The organism is Amycolatopsis sp. 195334CR (assembly GCF_017309385.1).
Lineage (GTDB): Bacteria > Actinomycetota > Actinomycetes > Mycobacteriales > Pseudonocardiaceae > Amycolatopsis.
In genome coordinates, this window is sequence record NZ_JAFJMJ010000002.1 from 2,690,883 (window position 1) to 2,710,478 (window position 19,596).

Annotated in this window: 18 protein-coding genes; 6 read left to right on the forward strand and 12 right to left on the reverse strand. The window is 70.3% G+C overall.

Translation table 11 applies throughout. The features are described 5' to 3' along the window. Positions 1-39 precede the first annotated feature (39 nt). The gene (locus JYK18_RS35330; protein WP_206807725.1) at positions 40-1,254 is read left to right on the forward strand and encodes an SGNH/GDSL hydrolase family protein; all 1,215 of its coding nucleotides are present in this window, start codon (positions 40-42) and stop codon (positions 1,252-1,254) included. A 156-nt stretch (positions 1,255-1,410) separates the two neighbouring features. Continuing rightward, positions 1,411-1,608 carry an IS110 family transposase gene (locus JYK18_RS35335; RefSeq protein WP_242583769.1) on the forward strand — a complete coding sequence of 66 codons (198 nt, stop codon included), beginning with the start codon at positions 1,411-1,413 and terminating at the stop codon, positions 1,606-1,608. Here the strand turns inward: JYK18_RS35335 and JYK18_RS35340 are convergent. The 8 genes from JYK18_RS35340 to JYK18_RS35375 form a co-directional block, all read right to left on the reverse strand. Further along, a complete protein-coding gene (locus JYK18_RS35340) occupies positions 1,605-3,002 on the reverse strand; it encodes a Gfo/Idh/MocA family protein (protein WP_206807727.1) in 1,398 nt (465 codons plus the stop codon). The two genes, JYK18_RS35335 and JYK18_RS35340, sit on opposite strands and share 4 nt — an antisense overlap. 17 nt (positions 3,003-3,019) lie before the next feature. Continuing rightward, complete coding sequence (locus JYK18_RS35345; RefSeq protein ID WP_206807728.1) at positions 3,020-5,947, reverse strand: endo-alpha-N-acetylgalactosaminidase family protein; 2,928 nt, start codon at positions 5,945-5,947, stop codon at positions 3,020-3,022. Positions 5,948-6,051: 104 nt separating this feature from the next. Continuing rightward, positions 6,052-6,837, reverse strand: coding sequence for a DeoR/GlpR family DNA-binding transcription regulator (locus JYK18_RS35350; protein ID WP_206807729.1), 786 nt, complete (start codon positions 6,835-6,837; stop codon positions 6,052-6,054). Beyond that, positions 6,834-8,600, reverse strand: coding sequence for a DUF5107 domain-containing protein (locus JYK18_RS35355; RefSeq protein ID WP_206807730.1), 1,767 nt, complete (start codon positions 8,598-8,600; stop codon positions 6,834-6,836). The genes JYK18_RS35350 and JYK18_RS35355 overlap by 4 nt, the downstream gene beginning before the upstream one ends. Continuing rightward, a complete protein-coding gene (locus JYK18_RS35360; RefSeq protein WP_206807731.1) occupies positions 8,600-9,679 on the reverse strand; it encodes an ABC transporter ATP-binding protein in 1,080 nt (359 codons plus the stop codon). The genes JYK18_RS35355 and JYK18_RS35360 overlap by 1 nt, the downstream gene beginning before the upstream one ends. 13 nt (positions 9,680-9,692) lie before the next feature. After that, positions 9,693-10,628 carry a carbohydrate ABC transporter permease gene (locus tag JYK18_RS35365; protein WP_206807732.1) on the reverse strand — a complete coding sequence of 312 codons (936 nt, stop codon included), beginning with the start codon at positions 10,626-10,628 and terminating at the stop codon, positions 9,693-9,695. An 8-nt stretch (positions 10,629-10,636) separates the two neighbouring features. Then, a complete protein-coding gene (locus JYK18_RS35370) occupies positions 10,637-11,578 on the reverse strand; it encodes a carbohydrate ABC transporter permease (protein WP_206807733.1) in 942 nt (313 codons plus the stop codon). Continuing rightward, positions 11,575-12,978 carry an ABC transporter substrate-binding protein gene (locus JYK18_RS35375; RefSeq protein ID WP_206807734.1) on the reverse strand — a complete coding sequence of 468 codons (1,404 nt, stop codon included), beginning with the start codon at positions 12,976-12,978 and terminating at the stop codon, positions 11,575-11,577. The genes JYK18_RS35370 and JYK18_RS35375 overlap by 4 nt, the downstream gene beginning before the upstream one ends. Positions 12,979-13,145: 167 nt before the next feature. Here JYK18_RS35375 and JYK18_RS35380 point away from each other — a divergent pair, with 167 nt between their 5' ends. After that, complete coding sequence (locus JYK18_RS35380; protein ID WP_206807735.1) at positions 13,146-13,931, forward strand: DeoR/GlpR family DNA-binding transcription regulator; 786 nt, start codon at positions 13,146-13,148, stop codon at positions 13,929-13,931. Between the two features lie 72 nt (positions 13,932-14,003). Here JYK18_RS35380 and JYK18_RS35385 read toward each other — a convergent pair whose 3' ends face one another. From JYK18_RS35385 to JYK18_RS35395, 3 genes are read right to left on the reverse strand one after another with little or no spacing between them, the layout of a single operon-like run. After that, entirely contained in the window at positions 14,004-14,837 is an 834-nt protein-coding gene (locus JYK18_RS35385; RefSeq protein WP_206807736.1) for a class II fructose-bisphosphate aldolase, read from the reverse strand. Further along, positions 14,815-15,720 carry a 1-phosphofructokinase family hexose kinase gene (locus tag JYK18_RS35390; protein ID WP_206807737.1) on the reverse strand — a complete coding sequence of 302 codons (906 nt, stop codon included), beginning with the start codon at positions 15,718-15,720 and terminating at the stop codon, positions 14,815-14,817. Before JYK18_RS35390 ends, JYK18_RS35385 begins: the two co-directional genes overlap by 23 nt. Further along, positions 15,720-16,580, reverse strand: a complete 861-nt coding sequence (locus JYK18_RS35395) for an SIS domain-containing protein (protein WP_374195092.1) — start codon at positions 16,578-16,580, stop codon at positions 15,720-15,722. The genes JYK18_RS35390 and JYK18_RS35395 overlap by 1 nt, the downstream gene beginning before the upstream one ends. Positions 16,581-16,678: 98 nt before the next feature. On the opposite strand from JYK18_RS35395, the gene JYK18_RS35400 reads away from it, so the two are divergent. The 3 genes from JYK18_RS35400 to JYK18_RS35410 all read left to right on the forward strand — a co-directional run bounded on the left by JYK18_RS35400 (position 16,679) and on the right by JYK18_RS35410 (position 18,793). Then, positions 16,679-17,185, forward strand: a complete 507-nt coding sequence (locus JYK18_RS35400; protein WP_206807739.1) for a helix-turn-helix domain-containing protein — start codon at positions 16,679-16,681, stop codon at positions 17,183-17,185. A 61-nt stretch (positions 17,186-17,246) separates the two neighbouring features. Further along, positions 17,247-17,750 carry an SRPBCC family protein gene (locus JYK18_RS35405; RefSeq protein ID WP_206807740.1) on the forward strand — a complete coding sequence of 168 codons (504 nt, stop codon included), beginning with the start codon at positions 17,247-17,249 and terminating at the stop codon, positions 17,748-17,750. Beyond that, a complete protein-coding gene (locus tag JYK18_RS35410; protein ID WP_206807741.1) occupies positions 17,750-18,793 on the forward strand; it encodes an LLM class flavin-dependent oxidoreductase in 1,044 nt (347 codons plus the stop codon). The genes JYK18_RS35405 and JYK18_RS35410 overlap by 1 nt, the downstream gene beginning before the upstream one ends. 18 nt (positions 18,794-18,811) lie before the next feature. Here the strand turns inward: JYK18_RS35410 and JYK18_RS35415 are convergent, their stop codons facing one another. Further along, on the reverse strand, positions 18,812-19,543 hold the full coding sequence (locus tag JYK18_RS35415; RefSeq protein WP_206807742.1) for an SDR family oxidoreductase: 732 nt from the start codon (positions 19,541-19,543) through the stop codon (positions 18,812-18,814). Between the last annotated feature and the right edge of the window lie 53 nt (positions 19,544-19,596).

Consider the following 19,596-nt stretch of genomic DNA (forward strand, 5'->3'; position numbering starts at 1 on the left):
CGGTCCCGGCACGCGGCCCGGGCGCTGAAAGGTGAGCTCATGCGGCGAATCCTGGCCGCCGGGGCGATCGCGGTGGCGGCCCTCGGCGTAGTGACGGCATCGAGCAACGCCCAGAGCCCCGAGCTTCCCGGCAACTGGGTCGGCACGTGGGCGGCGTCCCCGGCGTCCGGGGTGTCCGGTACCGAGGGCGGTTATCCGAACTACTCCATCCGCAACCTGGTGCACACCAGCGTCGGCGGCGCGTCGGTGCGGGTCCGGCTGTCCAACGCCTTCGGCACCCAGCCGCTGACGCTGGGCAAGGTGACCGTGGCGGTCGCGGCCGAGCCGAACACCCCGCGGGCCGTGCCCGGCACCATGCGCACGCTGACCTTCGGCGGCGCGGAGACCACCGTGGTGCCCGCGGGCGCGGAGGTGCTCAGCGATTCGGCGCTGCTGCGGGTGCCGCAGGACGGCGACCTGCTCGTCACCACCTACACCCCGACGCCGTCCGGTCCGGTCACCCACCACCCGGCCGCGTTGCAGACCTCGTTCTTCACCAAGGCCGGTGACCGCGCGGCCGAGGAATCCGGCGCGTCCTTCACCGAGAAGACGTCGGTGTGGCACTACGTGTCCGGGGTGGACGTGCAGAGCCCGGCACGCGGCTCGGTGGTCACCCTCGGCGACTCGATCACCGACGGCGTGGGCGGCACGGCGGGCACCAACCAGCGCTGGCCGGACTTCCTCAGCGACCGGCTGATCGCGGCCGGGCGCCCGCTCGGTGTGCTCAACGCGGGCATCAGCGCGAACCGGCTGCTGCTCGACGTCCCGGGTTCGGGTGCGGGCCGCAACGCGCTGGCGCGCCTCGACGAGGACGTGCTCAGCCTCGGCGGGGTGAAGACGCTGGTGGTGCTGGAGGGCATCAACGACATCCAGCAGACCCCGCACCAGACCGATCCGGCGCAGATCATCGCGGCGTACCGGCAGCTCATCGCGCAGGCGCACGCGCGCGGCATCCGGGTCATCGGCGGCACGCTGACCCCGTTCAAGGGCTGGCGCGTCTACGACGAAACCCTGGAAGCCACCCGGCTCGCGGTGAACGAGTTCATCCGCCACGGCGGCGCCTTCGACGGCGTGGTCGACTTCGACGCGGCGATCCGGGACCCGCAGGACCCGCTGCGCATGCTGCCCGCCTACGACTGCGGCGACCACCTGCACCCGAACGACGCCGGCTTCCGCGCCATGGCGGACGCCGTCGACCTCGCCCTGCTGCGCTGACCGAGTGCGGTGAATGTGGCTTTCACAGCGGAATGTGCAGTGAAAGCCACTAGAAGCGTGGGCATACGCCATCAACCTCGGCTGAGGTGTGGCCGACCAGCCCGGCCCGGAAAGTGCACATGTTCTCCGGCTGGGGAAGGAACACACGCGGTGTCCATGGTGGTCGTAGGGATCGATCCGCACAAGTCCAGCCATACCGCGGTCGCGGTCGATCAGACCGGGCGCAGGCTCGCCCAGAAAACCGTCACCTCTGACCGGGACGGGCTGCTGCGACTGCGGTCCTGGGCCTCCCAGTTCGGCACCGGGCCACGCTGGGCCGTCGAGGACGGCCGCAGCGGGCCCGGGCGACGCTAGGGCTTCGGCGAGTCGATGCCGGCGTGCGGGGTCTTCCAGTTGTTCCGGGTGAAGTCCGGGAACGGGATCGACGCGCCCTTGTGCTTCACCGACATCACGCCCAGCGGCAGCGGGGCGCTCCACGCCGCCGAGTCGTAGACGTCGATGTCCGGCGGCAGCCCCAGCGTCAGGCACTGCACCAAGCGCCACAGCATGATGTAGTCCATCCCGCCGTGCCCGCCGCTGCCGCCGCCGACCTCGGTCCACAGCCAGTGGTCGAACGACTTGTACGCGTCCCACGAACCCCACTTGTGCCCGCTGTGGTCGGGTTCGACGTAGATCCGCGCCGGGTAGTCCTCGAAGGCGCCCTTCGTGCCCGCGATGTAGTTCAGCCTGCTGTACGGGTGCGGGCTCGACACCCCGTGCACCAGGTGGATCACCCGGCCCTTCGCGGTCTGGATCAGGCTCATCGTCACGTCGCCCTTGACGTAGGTCTCCTGCCAGGACGAGTCGCTGCGCGGCACGTGCGCCTCGCGGTATTCGGCCAGGCCGAGCGCGGGCGTGCTCATCGTGCTGATCCGCTCCAGCCGGTCACCGCGGTGGATGTCCATGTACGCCGCCACCGGGCCGAGCCCGTGCGTCGGGTACAGGTCGGTGTTCAGCTTCGTGTGCCACGTCCGCCGCCACTCGCCGGCGTAGTACGTGTCGGAGAACAGCAGCTCGCGCAGGTCGTGCAGGTAGGCCCCCGAACCGTGCAGCACCTGCCCGAACTTCCCGGCGTGCACCATCCGCAGCGCGCGCATCTCGTTCTGGCCGTAGGAGCAGTTCTCCAGCTGGATGCAGTGCCTGCCGGTCTGCTCGGAGGTGTCGACCAGCTCCCAGAGGTCCTTCACGGTGATCCCGATCGGGCACTCCACCCCGACGTGCTTGCCCGCGCGCATCGCCGCCAGCGCCATCGGCGTGTGCCATTCCCACGGCGTGGCCACGTAGACGAAGTCCACGTCATCCCTGGCCACGAGCTGCTCGAAGGCGTGCTCGCCGTTGGTGTAGACGGCCGGCTCCGGCTGACCCGCGGCGGTGACCACCTTCGCCGCCTTCGCCGCGAACTCCGGCCGGGTGTCGCACAGCGCGGTGACCTTCGCGCCCGGCACGCCGAGCAGGTCGGTCAGCATGCCAGCCCCGCGGTTGCCGAGGCCGATGATGCCGAAGCGCGGGTTCGGCGTCGCCTGGAACGGCACGCCGATCATCGACTTGCCCCGCCGCTTCGGCCACGATCCCGAGTCCTCACCCACCGCCGGGATGCTATCGGCGCCCGCGGTGGCCTGCCCGCCGAGCGTGACCAGCCCCGCGCCCATGCCCGCGATGGCCGTGTTCCGCAGCAGCGAGCGCCTCGACACACCAGGTTGCTCAGCCATGTTCTCCTCCAGATCCCTCAGCCGGCGAGGCCGAGATCGAAAACGGTGAAGTCGTCCAGGACCAGGTCGGCCTGTCCCGGGGTGTCCACGTCGTGCTTGCGCAGGCCCACCCAGGCGTCGGGACCGTCCACTGTGAACTCCTGGGTGAACCGCGTGGTCTCCGCCCGCGCGGGCAGCGGGGTCGCCTGCTCGGCGGTGCCCGCGCCGGTGATCCACGAGTACTGGCCCGCGTGCCCGTTCTGGTACGAGAACTCGACGCGGTACCGGTGCCCCGGTTCGAAGCGCACGGTCTGCGGCACGGTCCGGTAGACCAGCCCGGCGTTCTCCTCGTGTGCCTTGAGCGACCAGTTCCCGGCCAGCACGTCGTCGACGAGCTTCCCGTGCCAGCCGCGCTGGGTGTAGGGCGCGTTCAGCTCGGCCAGGTGCGTGCGCGGGTCGGTGCTGCCCCCGGCGTCGCCCTTGACGAACGGCCCCCAGCCCTGGTCGACGTGCTCGAAGTCCTCGTTGACCACGCCCGGCCCGGCGACGCGCTCGGTCCGCACCACGCGCACGTCGTCGAACCGCACCCCGGCACCGCCGGTGAGGCGCAGCACGGGCCGCTCCCCCGCCTTGACGTCGAAGAGCACTCGCATGCGCTGGAAGTGCGTGCCCTGCTTCTCGTCGGCGGCCACGTAGTTCTTGGCGGTGGACCGATCGACGAAGTTCTCGGCGTCACCGACCGCGATCTCCGCCCGCTCACCACCGGTTTCGACCCACACCGAGGCGCTGTACGTGCCCGGCTCCAGACCGCTCACCTGCTGTTCCAGGGCGCCTGGGCCGTCGAATCGCGCGACCGTGTGCCCCTGCGCGGTCCGCTCGGCGTGCACGTCGCCCTGCGGGCGCCATCGGCGCAGGTCCGCCGCGTTGAACCCCGGATCGACCAGCCCGGTGCCCTCGCCCCAGCGCGGATCGGCGGTCCGCCCGCCCGGCCCATCCAGCACGTACGGCACCCCCGGTTCGGCGTCGAGCGCGACCTTGCCGTTCTGCGGCCGCACCACCCCGGTGACGACCCGGCCGGTGTCGGTCAGCCGGTACACGGTCAGCTCGCGGTTCCCCGGGACCGTCCATTCGGTACGGCCGCCCGCCGGGTTGTAGTGGTAGTACTTGCCCTTCCACGGCAGCAGGTACTTGTCGCCGTCGAGCACCTTCGCGTCCCCGGCGAAGATCTCCCGCTTGCCCGCGGCGTCGGTTCCGCGCACCCCGCCGGTGAAGGTGATCTCGTGCTCGTCCCAGCGCAGGATCCGCTGCTGCTGCAGGAACTTCGCGGGCAGGTTGTTGGTCCAGATGTTGGTGTAGAAGGTGGTCCAGTCGGTCTCGCCGGTCCAGCCTTCGAACTCCTCGATCCGGGTGTTGCCGAGGATCGGGTGCGGGTTCCACACGTCGCGCTGGTCGTTGCGCAGGAACCGGATGATCCGCGAGTTCAGGCCCTTGTTGGTCTGGCCGCCGTAGTCGAGGTCGTTGGCCCAGTGCGACCACAGCGAGGAGCGCTCCAGCTTGTCGGACCACTCGGTGCCGACCGTCCAGCCCTGGTCGCGCAGTTCACGCAGCATGTGGTCGGCGACGTACCCGTGGTTGCGGTAGACGTCGATGTAGAGGAAGTCCAGGTTCGGATGGGTTTCCTCGCGCAGCTGGCGGAAGCGCTTCGCCAGTTCGCCGGAGGCGTTGTCCCGGCGCTGGTCGATCTCCCACGACTGGTCGAGCCAGTTCCAGCCCTCGCGGTTCACGTCCACCAGCTGCTCGTTGAACGCCCTGGCCTCCGGGTAGGACTCCGTGGCGTTGACGTGCACACCGAAGTCCGCGTTGAACTTCTCGCCTTCGGCCGCCAGCGTGTTCAGGTCCTTCAGCCCGCCGGCGCGCTCGTTGTAGTTGCCGCCGTAGTCCGGGTGCGCCGAGTCGTGGCCTTCGCTGCCGTACCCCTTGAGCACGGCCAGCTGCCCGAGGCCGTCGGTGGCCAGCGAGATCCGCTTGACGTCATCGAGCGTGCGCAGGAACGGGTGGGTGGCCTGGCTGGCGAAGTTGAACGGGATGTGGGTGATCACCCGGTCCGGCGTCTGCCCGGCACCGGGCGCGGTGATCGCGATGTCGCGGAAGGCGATCGCGCCGTCCTGCCAGTCGACCTTGCCGTCACCGTTGGCCTCGGGGGTGACCACGACCTTCGCCCACGGCAGTTCCTCGGTGGTCGCGGAACTCTCGGCGCGGTAGGTCCACTGGCCGCTCCAGAGGCCGACGCGGGTGGCGTCGCCTTCCTTGCGGGCCTGGTGCCACAGCCGGGCGTCGTCCCCGTTGGTCGCGCCGGATGGCTTGTCGTACACGGAGTTCGTCTCCACCGAGGCCGCCAGCGCTCCGGTGTGGACGATCCCGTACGAGGCACCGACCGGGTTAGGCTCGGCCGCCGTGCCCGGGGTCACCGCGGCGAACACGTCCGCGGTCCGGGTGGCGTTCGGGTCCAGCGTGGTGAACGCCGTCCCGGCACCGGGTTGTCCACTGGAGACGGACACCAGGTCGTGGCCGGGCAGGTCGAGGGTGCCGACCCGGAACTGCTCGGTGTCGGTGATCCGGTCGATCCGGAAGGTGGTGGCGCGGCGCTCGACCCGCAGGGACGCCTCGATCACCACCCCCGGCTGGTCGTCGAGGGTGAGCCGGTACCTGGCCACGCCATCGGTGACCGAACCTTCGCCGCTGACGTGGTGCGCCACGCCGTTGACGGTGATCGTGTCCAGTTCGGTGGCGCGGCCGTCCAGCGTCGCGCCGGTGGCGCGGTCGGTGTAGCGGTGCACCACGGGGAAGTCGGCACCGACCGAGACCGCGAGTTCCGGGGACGAGATCTCCAGTGCGGACGGCTCGGCCGCCACCGCCGGAGCGGCCCCGGTGAACAGGACCGCCACGAGGATCGAACGGGGAAGCATGGTGAAACCCTTCTGCCACCGAGCGTTCTTTCCTGATTTTTCTAGGCTTGTTTCACTCATAAGTCAACATCTGCGAGCAGATTCGAGCAGGAAGGAGCAGGCCGTCAGACCGTGCGCAGGCGCACGCCCGCGGCCGCGAACCCGGCTTCGACCTCGGCCACCACCGGGGCGTCGGTGACCACGAGGTCCACGTCCGCGATCGGGCAGATCCGCGCGAAGGCGCGCTTGCCCAGCTTCGACCCGTCCGCGGCGACCACCACCCGTGCCGCGCGCTCGACCATCAGCCGGTTGATGTCGGCCTCGCCCTCGTGGTGCGCGAAGGCACCGGCCACCGGATCGATCCCGTCCACGCCGAGGATGAGCAGGTCCAGCGAGATGTCCGCGAGCACGCCGGTGGCCAGCGGCCCGGTCAGCTCGAACGAGCGCGGGCGGGCCACGCCGCCGGTGACCACCAGCTTGAGGTGCTGGCGCACGGCGAGTTCACCGGCGATGTTGAGCGCGTTGGTCACCACGGTCAGCGCCGGCCTGCCCGGCCGGTGGTCCAGTTCGGCCCTGGCCGCGATCGCCCTGGCGATCTCGGTGGTCGTGGTGCCGCCGTTCAGCCCGACCACCGCACCCGGTTCGACCAGCAGCGCCACGTTGCGGCTGATCCGGGACTTCTCCGGCGCCTTGAGCGCGCTCTTGTACCGCAGCGGCAGGTCGTAGGAGACGTGCGTGGCGATGGCACCGCCGCGCGTGCGGATCAGCAGCTGCTGCTCCGCCAGGTGGTCCAGATCGCGGCGGATGGTCGCGGCCGAGACCGCGAGTTCCTCGGCCAGCGCCTCGACCACCACCTTGCCGCGCTCCCCGACCACCGACAGCAGCCCGCTGAGCCGCTCGTGCCGGTTCAAGGAGCCGCCATCCGGAAGTCGTACCGCCGGGGCAGCGGCCGGGCACCGCCCAGCGCCCGCTGGATCTCCGCCCAGGTGTCCGAAAGGGACGTGTCCCCCTCACGGATGTCGGGCACGTCGAAGCCCGAGAGGTAGATGTCCTCCGCCCCGGCCGCGTCACCGGCCGCCAGCAACGCGCGGGCGGTGAGCAGTTCGATCCGGCCGGTGCGCACGGGCACCGCCGCGAGCAAAGCGAGCGCTTCTTCGGCCTGCCCGGCGGCGAGCGCGGCCTCGATCGCCTCGACGGCCAGCTCGGCCGGAGCCAGCTCGAACGCCCGATTCAGCAGCGACGCGTCGTCGGTGGCGACCGCGAGATTCCTCAGTGCCCAGGGGTTCTCGGCTTCGTCGAGCGACGCGCGCCAGGCCTGTTCGGCGGCGGTTTCATCCCCGGCGTACCAGTGGGCGACGCCCCGGTGGTACCAGACCAGCCAGTTCGGCTCGGCCGCCTCCAGCTCCGCCCGCCAGGTCACCAGTGTGCCGTCCGGCGGAGTGAGCGGGTCCGGTGCGGCCATCTTGCCGGTCAGCAGGTCGAGCCACGGTTGTTGCCGCTCGCCGAGCGTGCTGTCCGGGAACGGGGTGCCCGGGAGCGATCTCGGGGTGCGCCGCTGTTCGAGCGCGCCCCAGCCGGAGCCGGTGTGCAGCCACTCCCCCGGCTCCTCGTCGGCCACGACCTGCCACTCCGGGTACGAAGCATCGACCGGCCCGTAGGTCTCCAGCCACTCCCGCGACTCACCACCGGGCAGGCGCAGGTGCTCCAGCTGCGTGCGCGCCAACCCCGCCTGGATCTCCAGATAGCCATGCTCCGAATCGGGTGAAAGCCACTCCTGCCAGCGCCTGCCGCCCTCCGAGCTACCCCAGACGAACAGCTTCCGCCCGCGCAGCAACCCCGTCGACGTCTGGCGCAGGCCGTACCCGGTTTCGTCGACCGCCGCGATCCACGGCCGTTGCCCGGGTTCGAGGTCGAAGAAGAAGTCGGCGGCGTGCTCGTAGGAGTTCGGATCGATCTCCGCGGGCATCGGCACCCGGTCGAGGTGGCCACCGTAGCCGTAGTGCCAGGCGTGCCGCGCGGGCGCGAGCACCCGCGTGCCCGGGGTCTGCGGCACCGCGATGTTCGACCACCAGTACAGCGGCACCTCGTGCTCGTGCGGATTCCGGACCCGCACGCCGACCAGCAGCACCGGCGACTCCTCCGGCAGCCGGAAGTCCAGCTGGTACGGCAGGTTCCTGGTGCGTTCCCACTCCCACAACCGGAGCCCGTCGGTGCCGACGCGCGCGGCGTGCATCGGCTCGCAGGTCATCGTGGTGTGCCCGGTGCTGCCGAGGTTCCACTCGACCCCACCGGCGAACCAGGCGTCCCGCAACGCCAGGTTCGCCGGTTGCAGTACCGGGTTGCGGAACAGCAGCTCGCGGTCGCGGACCTTGTCGTGCAGCGAATACAGACGGCCACCGAGCGAGGGCAGCACGGTCGCGCGCAGCTTCGCGTTCTCCAGCACGAGCGCGGGCAGCGCCTGCTCGGTGCGTTCGCGGCCGTACCCGTTCCGCACCAGGCACGGCAGTACGCTGTCCAGCTTCCCGTACCGCACACCGTCGGCCAGGTCCGGCGGTAGTTCGTCCACATTGGTCACCTGCTGCGCGGCGGTCAGCGGGCGCAGCGGCGGCAGCGGGTTCTCCGGCCCGATCGACGCCACGGGCAGCACCAGCTCGGTGCGGAAGACACGCGTCATCAGTCCGGCAACCGCTCTCCGGTGGCTTCGTCGAACAGGTGCACCGCGCCGGGGCGCGGCGACAGGCCGAGCCGTTCGCCGCGCTGCCACGCCGCCATGCCCTCGGTGCGCACGGTCAGCACGTGATCGGTCGTGCCGGAGACCGCGCAGTACAGGTACTGGTCGCTGCCGAGTTCCTCGACCACCTCGACCACCGCCCCGATGCCGTCCTCCGGCGAGCCGACGACCCAGCCCTCGGGCCGCACGCCGACCACCACGCGTTCGCTGGTCAGCGCCGCGCGCTGGGCCGGGGTCAGCGGCAGGTGCGTGCCGCCGACCACCGCGCCCTCCCCGCCGATCGTGGTGTGGATCAGGTTCATCGCGGGCGAGCCGATGAACCCGGCCACGAAGACGTTCACCGGCCGCGAGAACAGCCCGATCGGGGTGTCGCACTGCTGGAGCAGCCCGTCCTTGAGCACCGCCACCCGGTCGCCCATGGTCATCGCCTCGACCTGGTCGTGCGTGACGTAGATGGTGGTCACGCCGAGCTTGCGCTGCAGCGAGGCGATCTGCGTGCGGGTCTGCACCCGGAGCTTGGCGTCCAGGTTGGACAGCGGTTCGTCCATGCAGAACACCTGCGGGCTGCGCACGATCGCGCGGCCCATGGCCACCCGCTGGCGCTGACCGCCGGACAGCTTCGCCGGCTTGCGGTCCAGGTAGGGCTCCAGGTCGAGCACCTTCGCCGCCTCGGCCACCGCCCGTTCGCGTTCGGCGCGCGGCACCTTCTGGATCTTCAGGTGGAAGCCGATGTTCTCGGCCACGGTCATGTGCGGGTAGAGCGCGTAGTTCTGGAACACCATGGCGATGTCGCGGTTCTTCGGCGCCATGTCGGTGACGTCGCGCTCGCCGATGTGGATGGTGCCCTCGTCCACGCCCTCGAGCCCGGCGAGCATGCGCAGCGTGGTCGACTTCCCGCAGCCGGACGGGCCGACCAGCACGAGGAACTCGCCGTCGGGCACCTCCAGGTCCAGCCCGTCCACCGCCGGCCGGTCGGAACCCGCGTAGTACCTGGTCGCGCCCCGGAACGAAACGCCTGCCATAACTTGTCTCCCTTTACTTGCCGGCGCCGAGGGTGAGGCCGGTGATGATGCGCCGGGCCAGGACGAGGTAGAGCACCAGCATCGGCAGCACCACGATCGCCACGCCGGCGATCAGGCCGCCGTACTCGCTCTGGTAGCTGGCCGCGCCGTAGAAGGTGAACAACGCCCGCGACAGGGTGAAGTCGGCGTTCTCCTGCAGGAACACGATCGCCAGCAGGGTCTCGTTCCACAGGCCGATCAGGTTCAGGATCAACGCGGTGATCAACCCGCCGCGGGCCAGCGGCAGCATGATCGAGACGAAGGTCCGCAGCGGGGAGGCGCCGTCGATCGCGGCGGCCTCCTCCATCTCGTCGGGCAGCGAGCGGAAGAAGCCGGTCAGCAGGAACACGGTGAACGGCAGCGACAGCGCCACGTAGATGAGGAACAGCCCGAACAGGTTGTTGGCCAGGCCGATCTTCGCCATGTTCACGAACAACGGGATGATCACCGTCTGGAACGGCACGCCCATGCCGATCGCGACGAACCCGGTCATCCCGCTCGCCCCGCGCACGCCGAGCCGGGTCAGCGCATACGCGGCGGGAGCCGAGACCACCACGGTGACGATCGCGGCGGCACCGACCAGCAGCACGGTGTTGACGAACGCCGAGCCCAGCCCGGCCTGGTTCCACGCGTAGACGTAGTTCCGGAACGGATCCCCGGCGACGAACCACTGGCGCGGCAGCTGGAACGGCTGGGTGAAGATCTCGACCGGTGTCTTGAACGAGGAGGAGAGCAGCCAGTACAGCACGAAGAGGTTGAACGCGGTGAACGCCCACACCACCACCGTGCCGACCACCTTCAGCGGGCTCAGCCTCCGCGACCCCGGCGGCGGCTTCGGCTTGCGCGGCGGCTTGCCCCGCGGCTTGGCGGCCGGTTCGCGCGGCGGCGCGGTCAACTCCACTGTGGACACGTGAACTCCTAGAACTGGATGGCGTCGCGGCGCATGAGGCGGCGCAGCAGCAGGACGAGCACGGTGACCAGTGCGATCATCGCCACCGCGCAGGCGCAGGCGGCACCGAAGTCCGGGGTGCCGTTCGAGCCGAACGACCGGTCGAACACGTAGATGCCCAGCGTCCAGGCGTTGTTCGGCGGCGAGTACGTGCCCGGCCCGGCGAGCACGAAGACCAGTTCGAAGATCTTCAGCGCGTTGATCGTCCACAGCACCCCGGCCACGCCCACCACGTCCCAGGTCAGCGGCAGCGTGACGTTGCGGAACTTCTGCCACGGCGAGGCCCCGGCCAGTTCGGCGTCCTCGTACAGGTAGGGCGGGATGCGGTCGACCGCGGCCATCAGGATGGTGATGTAGAACCCCGAACTCGCCCACATGATCGCCGCGGTGACCGCCCAGGTCACGTTGGCCGGGTCGAGGAACTTCGCCGCGCTCAGCCCGACGCTCTCCAGCAGGAAGTTCGCCAGTCCCTGCTTGCCCGGCTGGTACTTGAACACGAAGCCGAGGAACATGCCCAGCGCCACCGGCGCCACGATGTTCGGGAAGAACAGGATCGCGCGCACCAGCTTCCCGCCCCGCATGTCCCGCAGCACCATGGTGAACAGGAACGCCAGCACGAAGGTGCCGATGCCACCGACGAACACGTAGATCAGCGTGTTGCGGAACGAGTACTGGAACGAGTCGCTGGCCCACATGCGGGTGTACTGGGTGACCCCGGAGAACTCCGGGCTGTCGCCAGCCCCGGCCCAGCTGGTGAAGCTGAGCACCACGGTGGCGATCGTCGGCAGCACCAGGAAGATCAGGTACAGCGCGAGCGCCGGCGCGACGAACGGCCAGAACAACCGGCGCTTGCGCACCTCGTGCTCACCGTCCGTGCCGCGCCGGGCCCGCGGTAGCGCTGTGGTGGTCATGAGCCCTGCGCGGCCCAGAACTCGGCGGACTTCGCGGCCAGGCCGTCGACGAACTGCTGGGGGTTCACCCGGCCCTTGAGCAGGTCGAGGTTGAGCGGGTCGAACACCTCGGTGGCCCACTTGCCGCCCGCCAGGCCGTCGAGCCCGTCGTACTGCAGGACGTGCTCCTTCTTCGGGTCGTCGATGGCGGCCTTGATGTCCTTCAGGTCGTCCGGGACCGGCAGGTCCGCGCGCGGCACCAGGTTGTTGGCCACCACGGTCATGCCCAGCAGGATGTCCTTGTTCAGCGTGTAGGCGATGAACGCCTTCGCCGCCTCGGTGTGCTTGGCCGCCTTGGGGATGGAGAAGCCGATCGACATCTGCTCGACCGTGTCGTGCGTGGCGCCCTCGGGCATCGGGAACTGGAACGAGCCGTAGTCGATCTTGGCCGCGCCGCCCTGCTTGGTCAGGTACTCGCGCGTCTCGCTGGGCACCCAGCTGCCGACGTAGAGGAAGCGCGCCTCACCGTCGGCCCAGCGCTGCTGCACCTGCGGGAACTTCGCCGCGTCCCAGCCCTCGATGAAGTACGGCGGGATCTTCGCGGTCTCCTCGGCCGCCCGGCGGAACCCGGGATCGGTCAGCCAGCCCTGGCCGGTGCGGTCGCTCGCGGCCCGGTATAGCCCGCCCGCGCCGACGAACCGCTCGGCGAGCTGGGTGTAGAAGTACATGTTGTAGAAGGAGATGTCGCCGTCCTGGGCGACCGCGGCCTTGCCGTCGGCCTTCGCCTTGTCGAACAACGCGGTCAGCTCGGCCATTGTGGACGGTGGCCGGACGTCGCCGGCGGTGGCCCTGTCGTACCACCAGGCGCTGGCCATCATCTCGTAGGGCACCATGAAGTTCGCCCCGGCCGCGTCCTTGTTCTGCGGGAAGTCGTACGAGCTGGGCGCCAGCACGTCCTTGACCGTCTTCTCGCCCTCACCGACCTTCATCGCGAACACGTCGTCGACGCTCTGCGTGCCGCCCGGCTGCACGATGGCCGCGCTGACCTTGCTGACGTCCTGGTCGAACAGGTCGGGCACGGTGCCGGTGTTCAGCGCGGGCACCAGGTTGGTGGTGTAACCCTTGCGGCCCAGCCACTCCACGTTGACCTTGACCCCGGTCTTCTCGGTGAAGCAGCGCATCGCCTTCTGCAGCACCTTGCCCTGCGGCTCGTCGGCGGTCCACATCGACCAGTAGGTCAGTTCCTTGTCCGACTGCGGTTTGACGCCGGGCTCGGGGCACGGCGCGGTGAGGAACTCCTCGGCGCCGGGCAGCGCGTTCTGCGCCCCGGGCGTGCCCTCCTGGCCGGTCGGCGTGCCGCACGCGGCGAGCGTGAACGCCAGTCCCGCCGCGAGTACGAGCTTGCCACGAGCTGATCTCATCGCCACCACCTGATCGATTCGACAAACTTCCAGCGGGATCGCTGCGCGTTAGTGCGCAGTTTTGTCTTCGTTCAAGCACGTGTCAACAGTCACTGTGCAACAAATTGCGAAATCGTGCTCGGAGCGGCGGTGCGGGTGCGGGCCCGCACTCGTAGTACTTTCGGCGGATGGATCGGCACGAGCGACTGAACGCACTGCTCGACATGGTCGGGCAACGGGACAAGATCGACGTCGACGAGACCGCCGCCGAGCTCGACGTCTCCCCGGCCACCATCCGCCGCGATCTCGACCACCTCGCCGAGCGGCAACTGCTCACCCGGACGCGTGGTGGCGCGGTGGCCAGCAACGTCGCCTACGACCTGCCGTTGCGGCACAAGGCCGCGCGCAACGCCCCGGAGAAGCAGCGGATCGCCGTGGCGGCGGCGAAACTGGTCGAGCGCGGCATGGTGATCGGGCTCAACGGGGGCACCACGCTGACCGAGGTCGGCCGGGCCGTGGCCACCCGCCCGGACCTGGGCGAGCGCGGGGACTCGCCGTCGCTGACCGTGGTCACCAACGCGCTGAACATCGCCAACGAGCTGGCCGTGCGGCCGAACATCAAGATCGTGGTGACCGGCGGGGTGGCGCGCCCGCAGTCGTTCGAGCTGACCGGCCCGTTCGCCACCAAGATCCTCGACGAGATCACGCTGGACCTGGTGCTGCTGGGGGTGGACGCGGTGGACCCGCTGCGCGGTGCCTACGCCCACCACGAGGGCGAGGCCAGCATCAACCGGCTGATGGTGTCGCGGGCGCGGCACGTGGCGGTGGTGGGCGACAGCTCCAAGCTCGGCGGGCACGCCTTCGCCCGGATCTGCGCCACCAACGAGGTGCACACCCTGGTCACCGACACGGCGGCGCCGGACAAGACGATCGAGGCGTTCCAGGCCGAAGGCGTCCGCGTCATCACGGCTTGAGCCAGCTCGCGACGCGTCGGCCCGTCACGAAGGTGGCTTTCGAGGCGTCCCGAAAGCCACCTTCGGGACAGCTCAGTGCTGAAGCAGGCGCAACAGCCGGGCCACCTCGCCGGCCACCGCTTCCCGGCCCGCGCTGAGGTACTTGCGCGGGTCGACCGTGTCCGGGCGGTCCGCGAGCTGGTCGCGCACCCCGGCGGTGAACACCTTGTTCAGCTGCGTGGCGACGTTGATCTTCGTCAGCCCCCGTGCCACGGCGGTGGCCAGGTCCTCGTCGGCCACGCCGGACGAGCCGTGCAGCACCAACGGCACCGGGACCTCCTGGTGCAGGGCGCTGATCAGGTCGAAGTCGAGTTCGGCGTCCCTGGTGAGCATCGCGTGCGAACTGCCGACGGCGACCGCCAGCGCGTTCACCCCGGTCGACTCGACGAACGCGCGCGCCTGGGCCGGATCGGTCCGCGCACCGGGCGCGTGCACCCCGTCCTTGCCGCCCACCTCACCGAGTTCGGCCTCCACCCACACCCCCTGGGCGTGGCAGTACGCCGCCACCTCCCTGGTCGCCGCCACGTTGTCCGCGTAGTCCAATGTGGACCCGTCGTACATCACCGAGCCGAAGCCGAGTTCCACCGCCTCGTGCACCAGTTCCGGCTCGTCGGCGTGGTCGAGGTGCACCGCGACCGGCACGTCCGCACCACGCGCCGCGGCCACCGCGGCGGCCCCGATCGGGGCGAGCGAGCCGTGGTAGCGCACCGCGTTCTGGCTCAGCTGCAGGATGACCGGCAGCCCGGCCCGCTCGGCGCCGTCGACGATCGCGCTGATGTGCTCCAGCAGGATGGCGTTGAACGCACCGCAGCCGGTGCCGAGTTCGGCCGCCGGCCCGACGATGTCACCCGTTGACACCAGTGGCATGGGTTTCCTCCACGGTCACGGCGCCCACTTCGCGCCGGTAGTGATCAAGATCGACGTCGCCGGCCAGCGGGCCGAGCACCGCGGCGGCGGACAACGCCACGGCGTGCCGCAGCACCGCGGGCCAGTCCTGGTGCAGGTTCAGCGCGATGCCCGCCACCGCCGCGTCCCCGGCGCCGGTGGTGTTGCCGTCCAGTGCGCGCGAGGGCCGCGCGAGCCAGGTTCCCCGCTCGGTGACGGCCAGCATTCCCTCCGCGCCTTGGGAAACGAGCACCGCGCCCGCGCCCCGCGCGCGCAGTTCGTGGGGATCGTCGGTGAGCTCACGCAGTTCGTCCGCGTTGGGCTTCACCACGTCCGGTCCCGCCTTGATGCCTTCCCGCAGTGCGTCGCCCGAGGTGTCCAGCACCACCGGCACTCCGGCCTTCCTGGCCAGGCCGATGAGCCGCGCGTAGCCGTCGGCGGGCACACCGGGTGGCAGGCTGCCGGAACAGACCAGCGCGCTCGCGTGGTCGAGCTGCCGCGCCACCTCCTCCGCCAGCTCGTTCCATTCCACTTCGGACAGCCGGGGCCCGGGTTCGTTGACCAGGGTGACCTCGCCGGGCGCCACCAGCGCCGTGGTGCGGCGGGTGACCCCGGCGATCGCGGTCAGCCGATGCGGAATGCCCGCCGCGGTCAGGTCCTCGCGGATCAGTTCGGCGTCGGTGCCGCCGACCGAGCCCAGCGCCAGCACCGGGTGGCCGAGCGCGTGCAGCACCCTGGCCACGTTGACGCCCTTGCCCCCGGCCCGTTTCCGCACCTCGGCCGGCCGGATGACGGCACCGGGTTCCAGTGCGCCGACCCGGTAGGTGACGTCCAGCGCGGGATTGGCGGTGACCGTGACGATCACTACGCGAGCACTACGGAACGGGTGAGGTTGCGGGGGTTGTCCGGGTCGAGGCCGCGGTCCGCGGCCAGCGCACCGGCCAGGCGCTGGGCCCGCACCAGATCGGCCATCGGGTCCAGGTCGTCGTCGACGAACAACGCGCCCGCCGCCCGGACCTGGTCGGCCAGTCCCTCCGGTGCGGTGCCGAACATCCAGGTCACGCGGCCCGGCTCGGCGATGCTGATCGGCCCGTGGCGGTACTCCAGCGCCGGGTAGGACTCCGCCCAGCTGACCGAGGCTTCGCGCAGTTTGAGCGCGGCTTCGGCGGCCAGGCCGACGGTCCAGCCGGTGCCCAGGAAGGTGAACTGCCCGGCCGCCCGCACGTCGGTGTCCACAGTGGTCTCCAGCACGCGCTCGGCGTCGGCGATGGCGCGGTCCAGGTTCTCGCCGAGGTGCGCGCGGAGCAGGGCCAGCGTCGCGGTGGCGAACCGGGTCTGCACCACGGAACGCTCGTCGCTGAAGGACAGGTCGACCACCGCGCCCGCGACGGCTTCGATCTCGGCGGGCACGCCGGTGAGCACCGTGGCCGGGGTGTCCAGCTGCCCGAGCAGCCGGTGGATCTCCGTGGTGGTGCCGGACCTGCTGATCGCGAGCACCTGGTCGTACCGCCTGCCGAGCGGGAACTCCGAGGCGGCGAACGCGTCGGTTTCGCCGAGCCCGGCGCGTTCCCGCAGCGCGGCGTAGGCCTGCGCGACGAACCACGAGGTCCCGCAGCCGACCACGGCCACCCGGCGGCCCGGGCGCGGCAGCAGGCCCTCCACGTCGGCGGCGAGTTCCACGGCTTGGCGCCAGTGCGCGGGCTGGCTGGCGATCTCCGCATCCATCTCTGACATGAGGATCAGCGTAGTTGCGTGTTTTTGCTCGGTCAATCGCTCTTTCACGCATCTTCGCGCATGACTAACTCGGGCTTATGCTCAACGGCATGAAGCGGACCTCTTTTGCCAGGTGGCCGTGCTCGATCGCGCGCACCATGGACCTGTTCGGTGACCAGTGGAGCCCGCTGGTGCTGCGCGAGAGCTTCTACGGCATCCGCCGCTTCGATGACTTCCAGCGGGAACTGGGCATCCCGCGCAACACCCTGGCCGACCGGCTCAAGCGGCTGGTCGACGAAGGCCTGCTGGAGAAGCGCGCCTACCAGGACGAGCCGGTCCGCTACGACTACCTGCTCACCGAGATGGGCCGCGACTTCTTCGACGTGCTCGTGGTGATGTCGCGCTGGGGCGATCGCTGGCTGTCCGGCCCGGAAGGCCCGCCGGTGCGGATGCACCACCTGGACTGCGGGCACGACACGCACGCCGAAGTGGTCTGCGCCGCCTGCGGGGAGCCGCTCGACCCCGCGCGGATCCGCATGCGCACCGGCCCCGGTTATCCCGAGGGCCTCAAGGACCGCCCGGACGTCCGGCGCCGGTTCGACGACTTGACAGGGTAAGTCCAATTACGAAACTCTGGAGCTCAGAGGGCACTTTCCCCGGAGCTGAGGAGGTCGCGCGATGGAGTGGACGGGCGCACGGTACGCGGACGCACCGACCATCGAGCAGCGGATCCGCATCGCGGCGCCACCCGAGCGCGTCTGGGAGCTGGTGTCCGACATCGAGCTGCAGCCGCGGATCAGCACCGAGCTGCAGGCCGTCGAATGGCTGGACGACGGCGCGCCGGCGATCGGCGCGCGTTTTGTCGGCCGCAACGAGCACCCGTCGTTCGGCAAGTGGGAGACCACCTCCTACGTGGTCGGGTACGAGCCGGGCCGCACGTTCGCCTGGGCGGTCTCCGATCCGGCGAAGCCGTCGGCGAGCTGGCGGTTCAGCCTGGAACCGGCCGAGGACGGCACCGAGCTGAGCCAGTGGATGCAGATGGGGCCGGGTCCGTCGGGCCTGTCGTTCGCGATCGAGCGCATGCCCGAGAAGGAGCAGAAGATCGTCTTCGTCCGCCTGCGCGAGCTGGAGAACGCCATCCTCGCCAACCTCGACGCGATCAAGAAGCTGGCCGAGGCCTGATGCGCACCGCGACGACCATCGAAGCCTCGGGTGGCCCGTGGCCGGAGGTGGTCGATTTTGTGGTGGAGGCCGAAAAGCTCGGCCTCGACGTGTGCTGGGTCGCCGAAGCCTGGGGCTCCGACGCACCCTCTCCCCTGGGTTTCCTGGCCGCGCGCACCGAACGGATGCTGCTCGGTTCGGGCATCATCCAGCTCGGCACGCGCACGCCCGCGGCGATCGCGCAGACCGCCATCACGCTGTCGAACATCTCGGGCGGGCGGTTCCTGCTCGGCCTCGGCCCGTCGGGGCCGCAGGTCATCGAAGGGCTGCACGGGGTTCCGTTCGCCCGCCCGCTGACCCGGATGCGGGAAACCGTGGAGATCGTGCGTGCCGCGTTCACCGGCGAGAAACTGCGTCATTCCGGTTCGGCTTTCGAAATCCCGCTGCCCGGTGAAGCCCGTCCCATGCGCCTTTCGGTCAAACCCGAGCATCCGATTCCCCTGTACCTCGCCACGCTTTCACCGCGCATGCTCCGGCTCACCGGGGAAATCGCGGACGGCTGGCTCGGCACCAGTTTTGTGCCGGAAGGCGCCGCGGAAGCCTATTTCCGCCACCTCGACGACGGTTTGGCCTCGGCCGGTCGCACGCGAGCCGATCTCGATGTGTGCCAAGGCGCCGAGGTCGCCTTCGCCGCCGACGAGGACGCGCTCCGGGAGATGATCGCGGGTCGTAAAATGGAGCTGGCGTTCAGCCTGGGCGGAATGGGTTCCGCCGGGAGCAATTTCTACAACGACGCCTACAGCAGGCAGGGCTGGGCCGAAGTAGCCGCGGAAGTGCGTTCGCGGTGGCTTTCCGGAGATCGGACGGGCGCGGCTTCGGTGGTCACGGATGAAATGGTGCTCGGCACCACGTTGATCGGGACCGAGGAAATGGTGCGCGAGCGGCTGGCGGTGTGGCGTGACGCCGGGGTCGACACCGTCCGGCTGTACCCGGCGGGTGACACCCTCGACGCCCGGCTCGACACGCTGGGACGGGCGTTGCAGTTGGTCGGCGACTTGGCTTGAGCGGGTCGCCGAGGCCCATCAGGCGATTCCTCCGTTGGCCCGGACGACCTGGCCGTTGATCCAGCGCGCGGGCCCGGCCAGGAACGAGACCAGTTCGGCGATGTCGGCCGGGGTGCCGAGCCGGTTCAGCGGCGGCTGCGCGGCCATCCTCGCGATGGTCTCCTCGTCCTTGCCGTCGAGGAAGAGCGCGGTCGCGGTGGGTCCGGGCGCCACGGCGTTGACGGTGATGTCCCGGCCGCGCAGTTCGCGGGCCAGGATCAGGGTGATCGCCTCGACTGCCCCCTTCGACGCCGCGTACCCGGCGTACCCCGGGAGCGCCAGCGCGAGCACGGACGTGGAGAAGTTGATGATCGCGCCACCGTCGCGCACGCGGCGGGCCGCCTGCTGGTCGACCACGAAGGTGCCGCGGATGTTGGTGTGGTGCATGCTGTCGAGCTCGGCGAGGTCGAGGTCCGCGAGCGGGGCGAGCACCATGCGGCCCGCGGCGTGAACCACCACGTCCACTCCCCCGAACTCGGCTTCCGCGCGGTCGAACACCGCCGCGACGGCCTGCTCGTCGCCGACGTCGGCCCTGGCCGCGATCGCCCGGCCACCGCCGGCGGTGATCTTCTCGACCGCCGCGTTCGCCTCGGCCTCGTTGCCCGCGTAGACGACCACCACGGCCATCCCGTCCGCGGCGAGCCGTTCGGCGGCCTCGCGGCCGATCCCGCGCGAGCCCCCGGTCACGACCGCCACCCGCTGTTCCGTCATGTCCGCCGTCCCTTCGAAGCGTTGCTAACAACTTTACGGTATCACCGCTACTT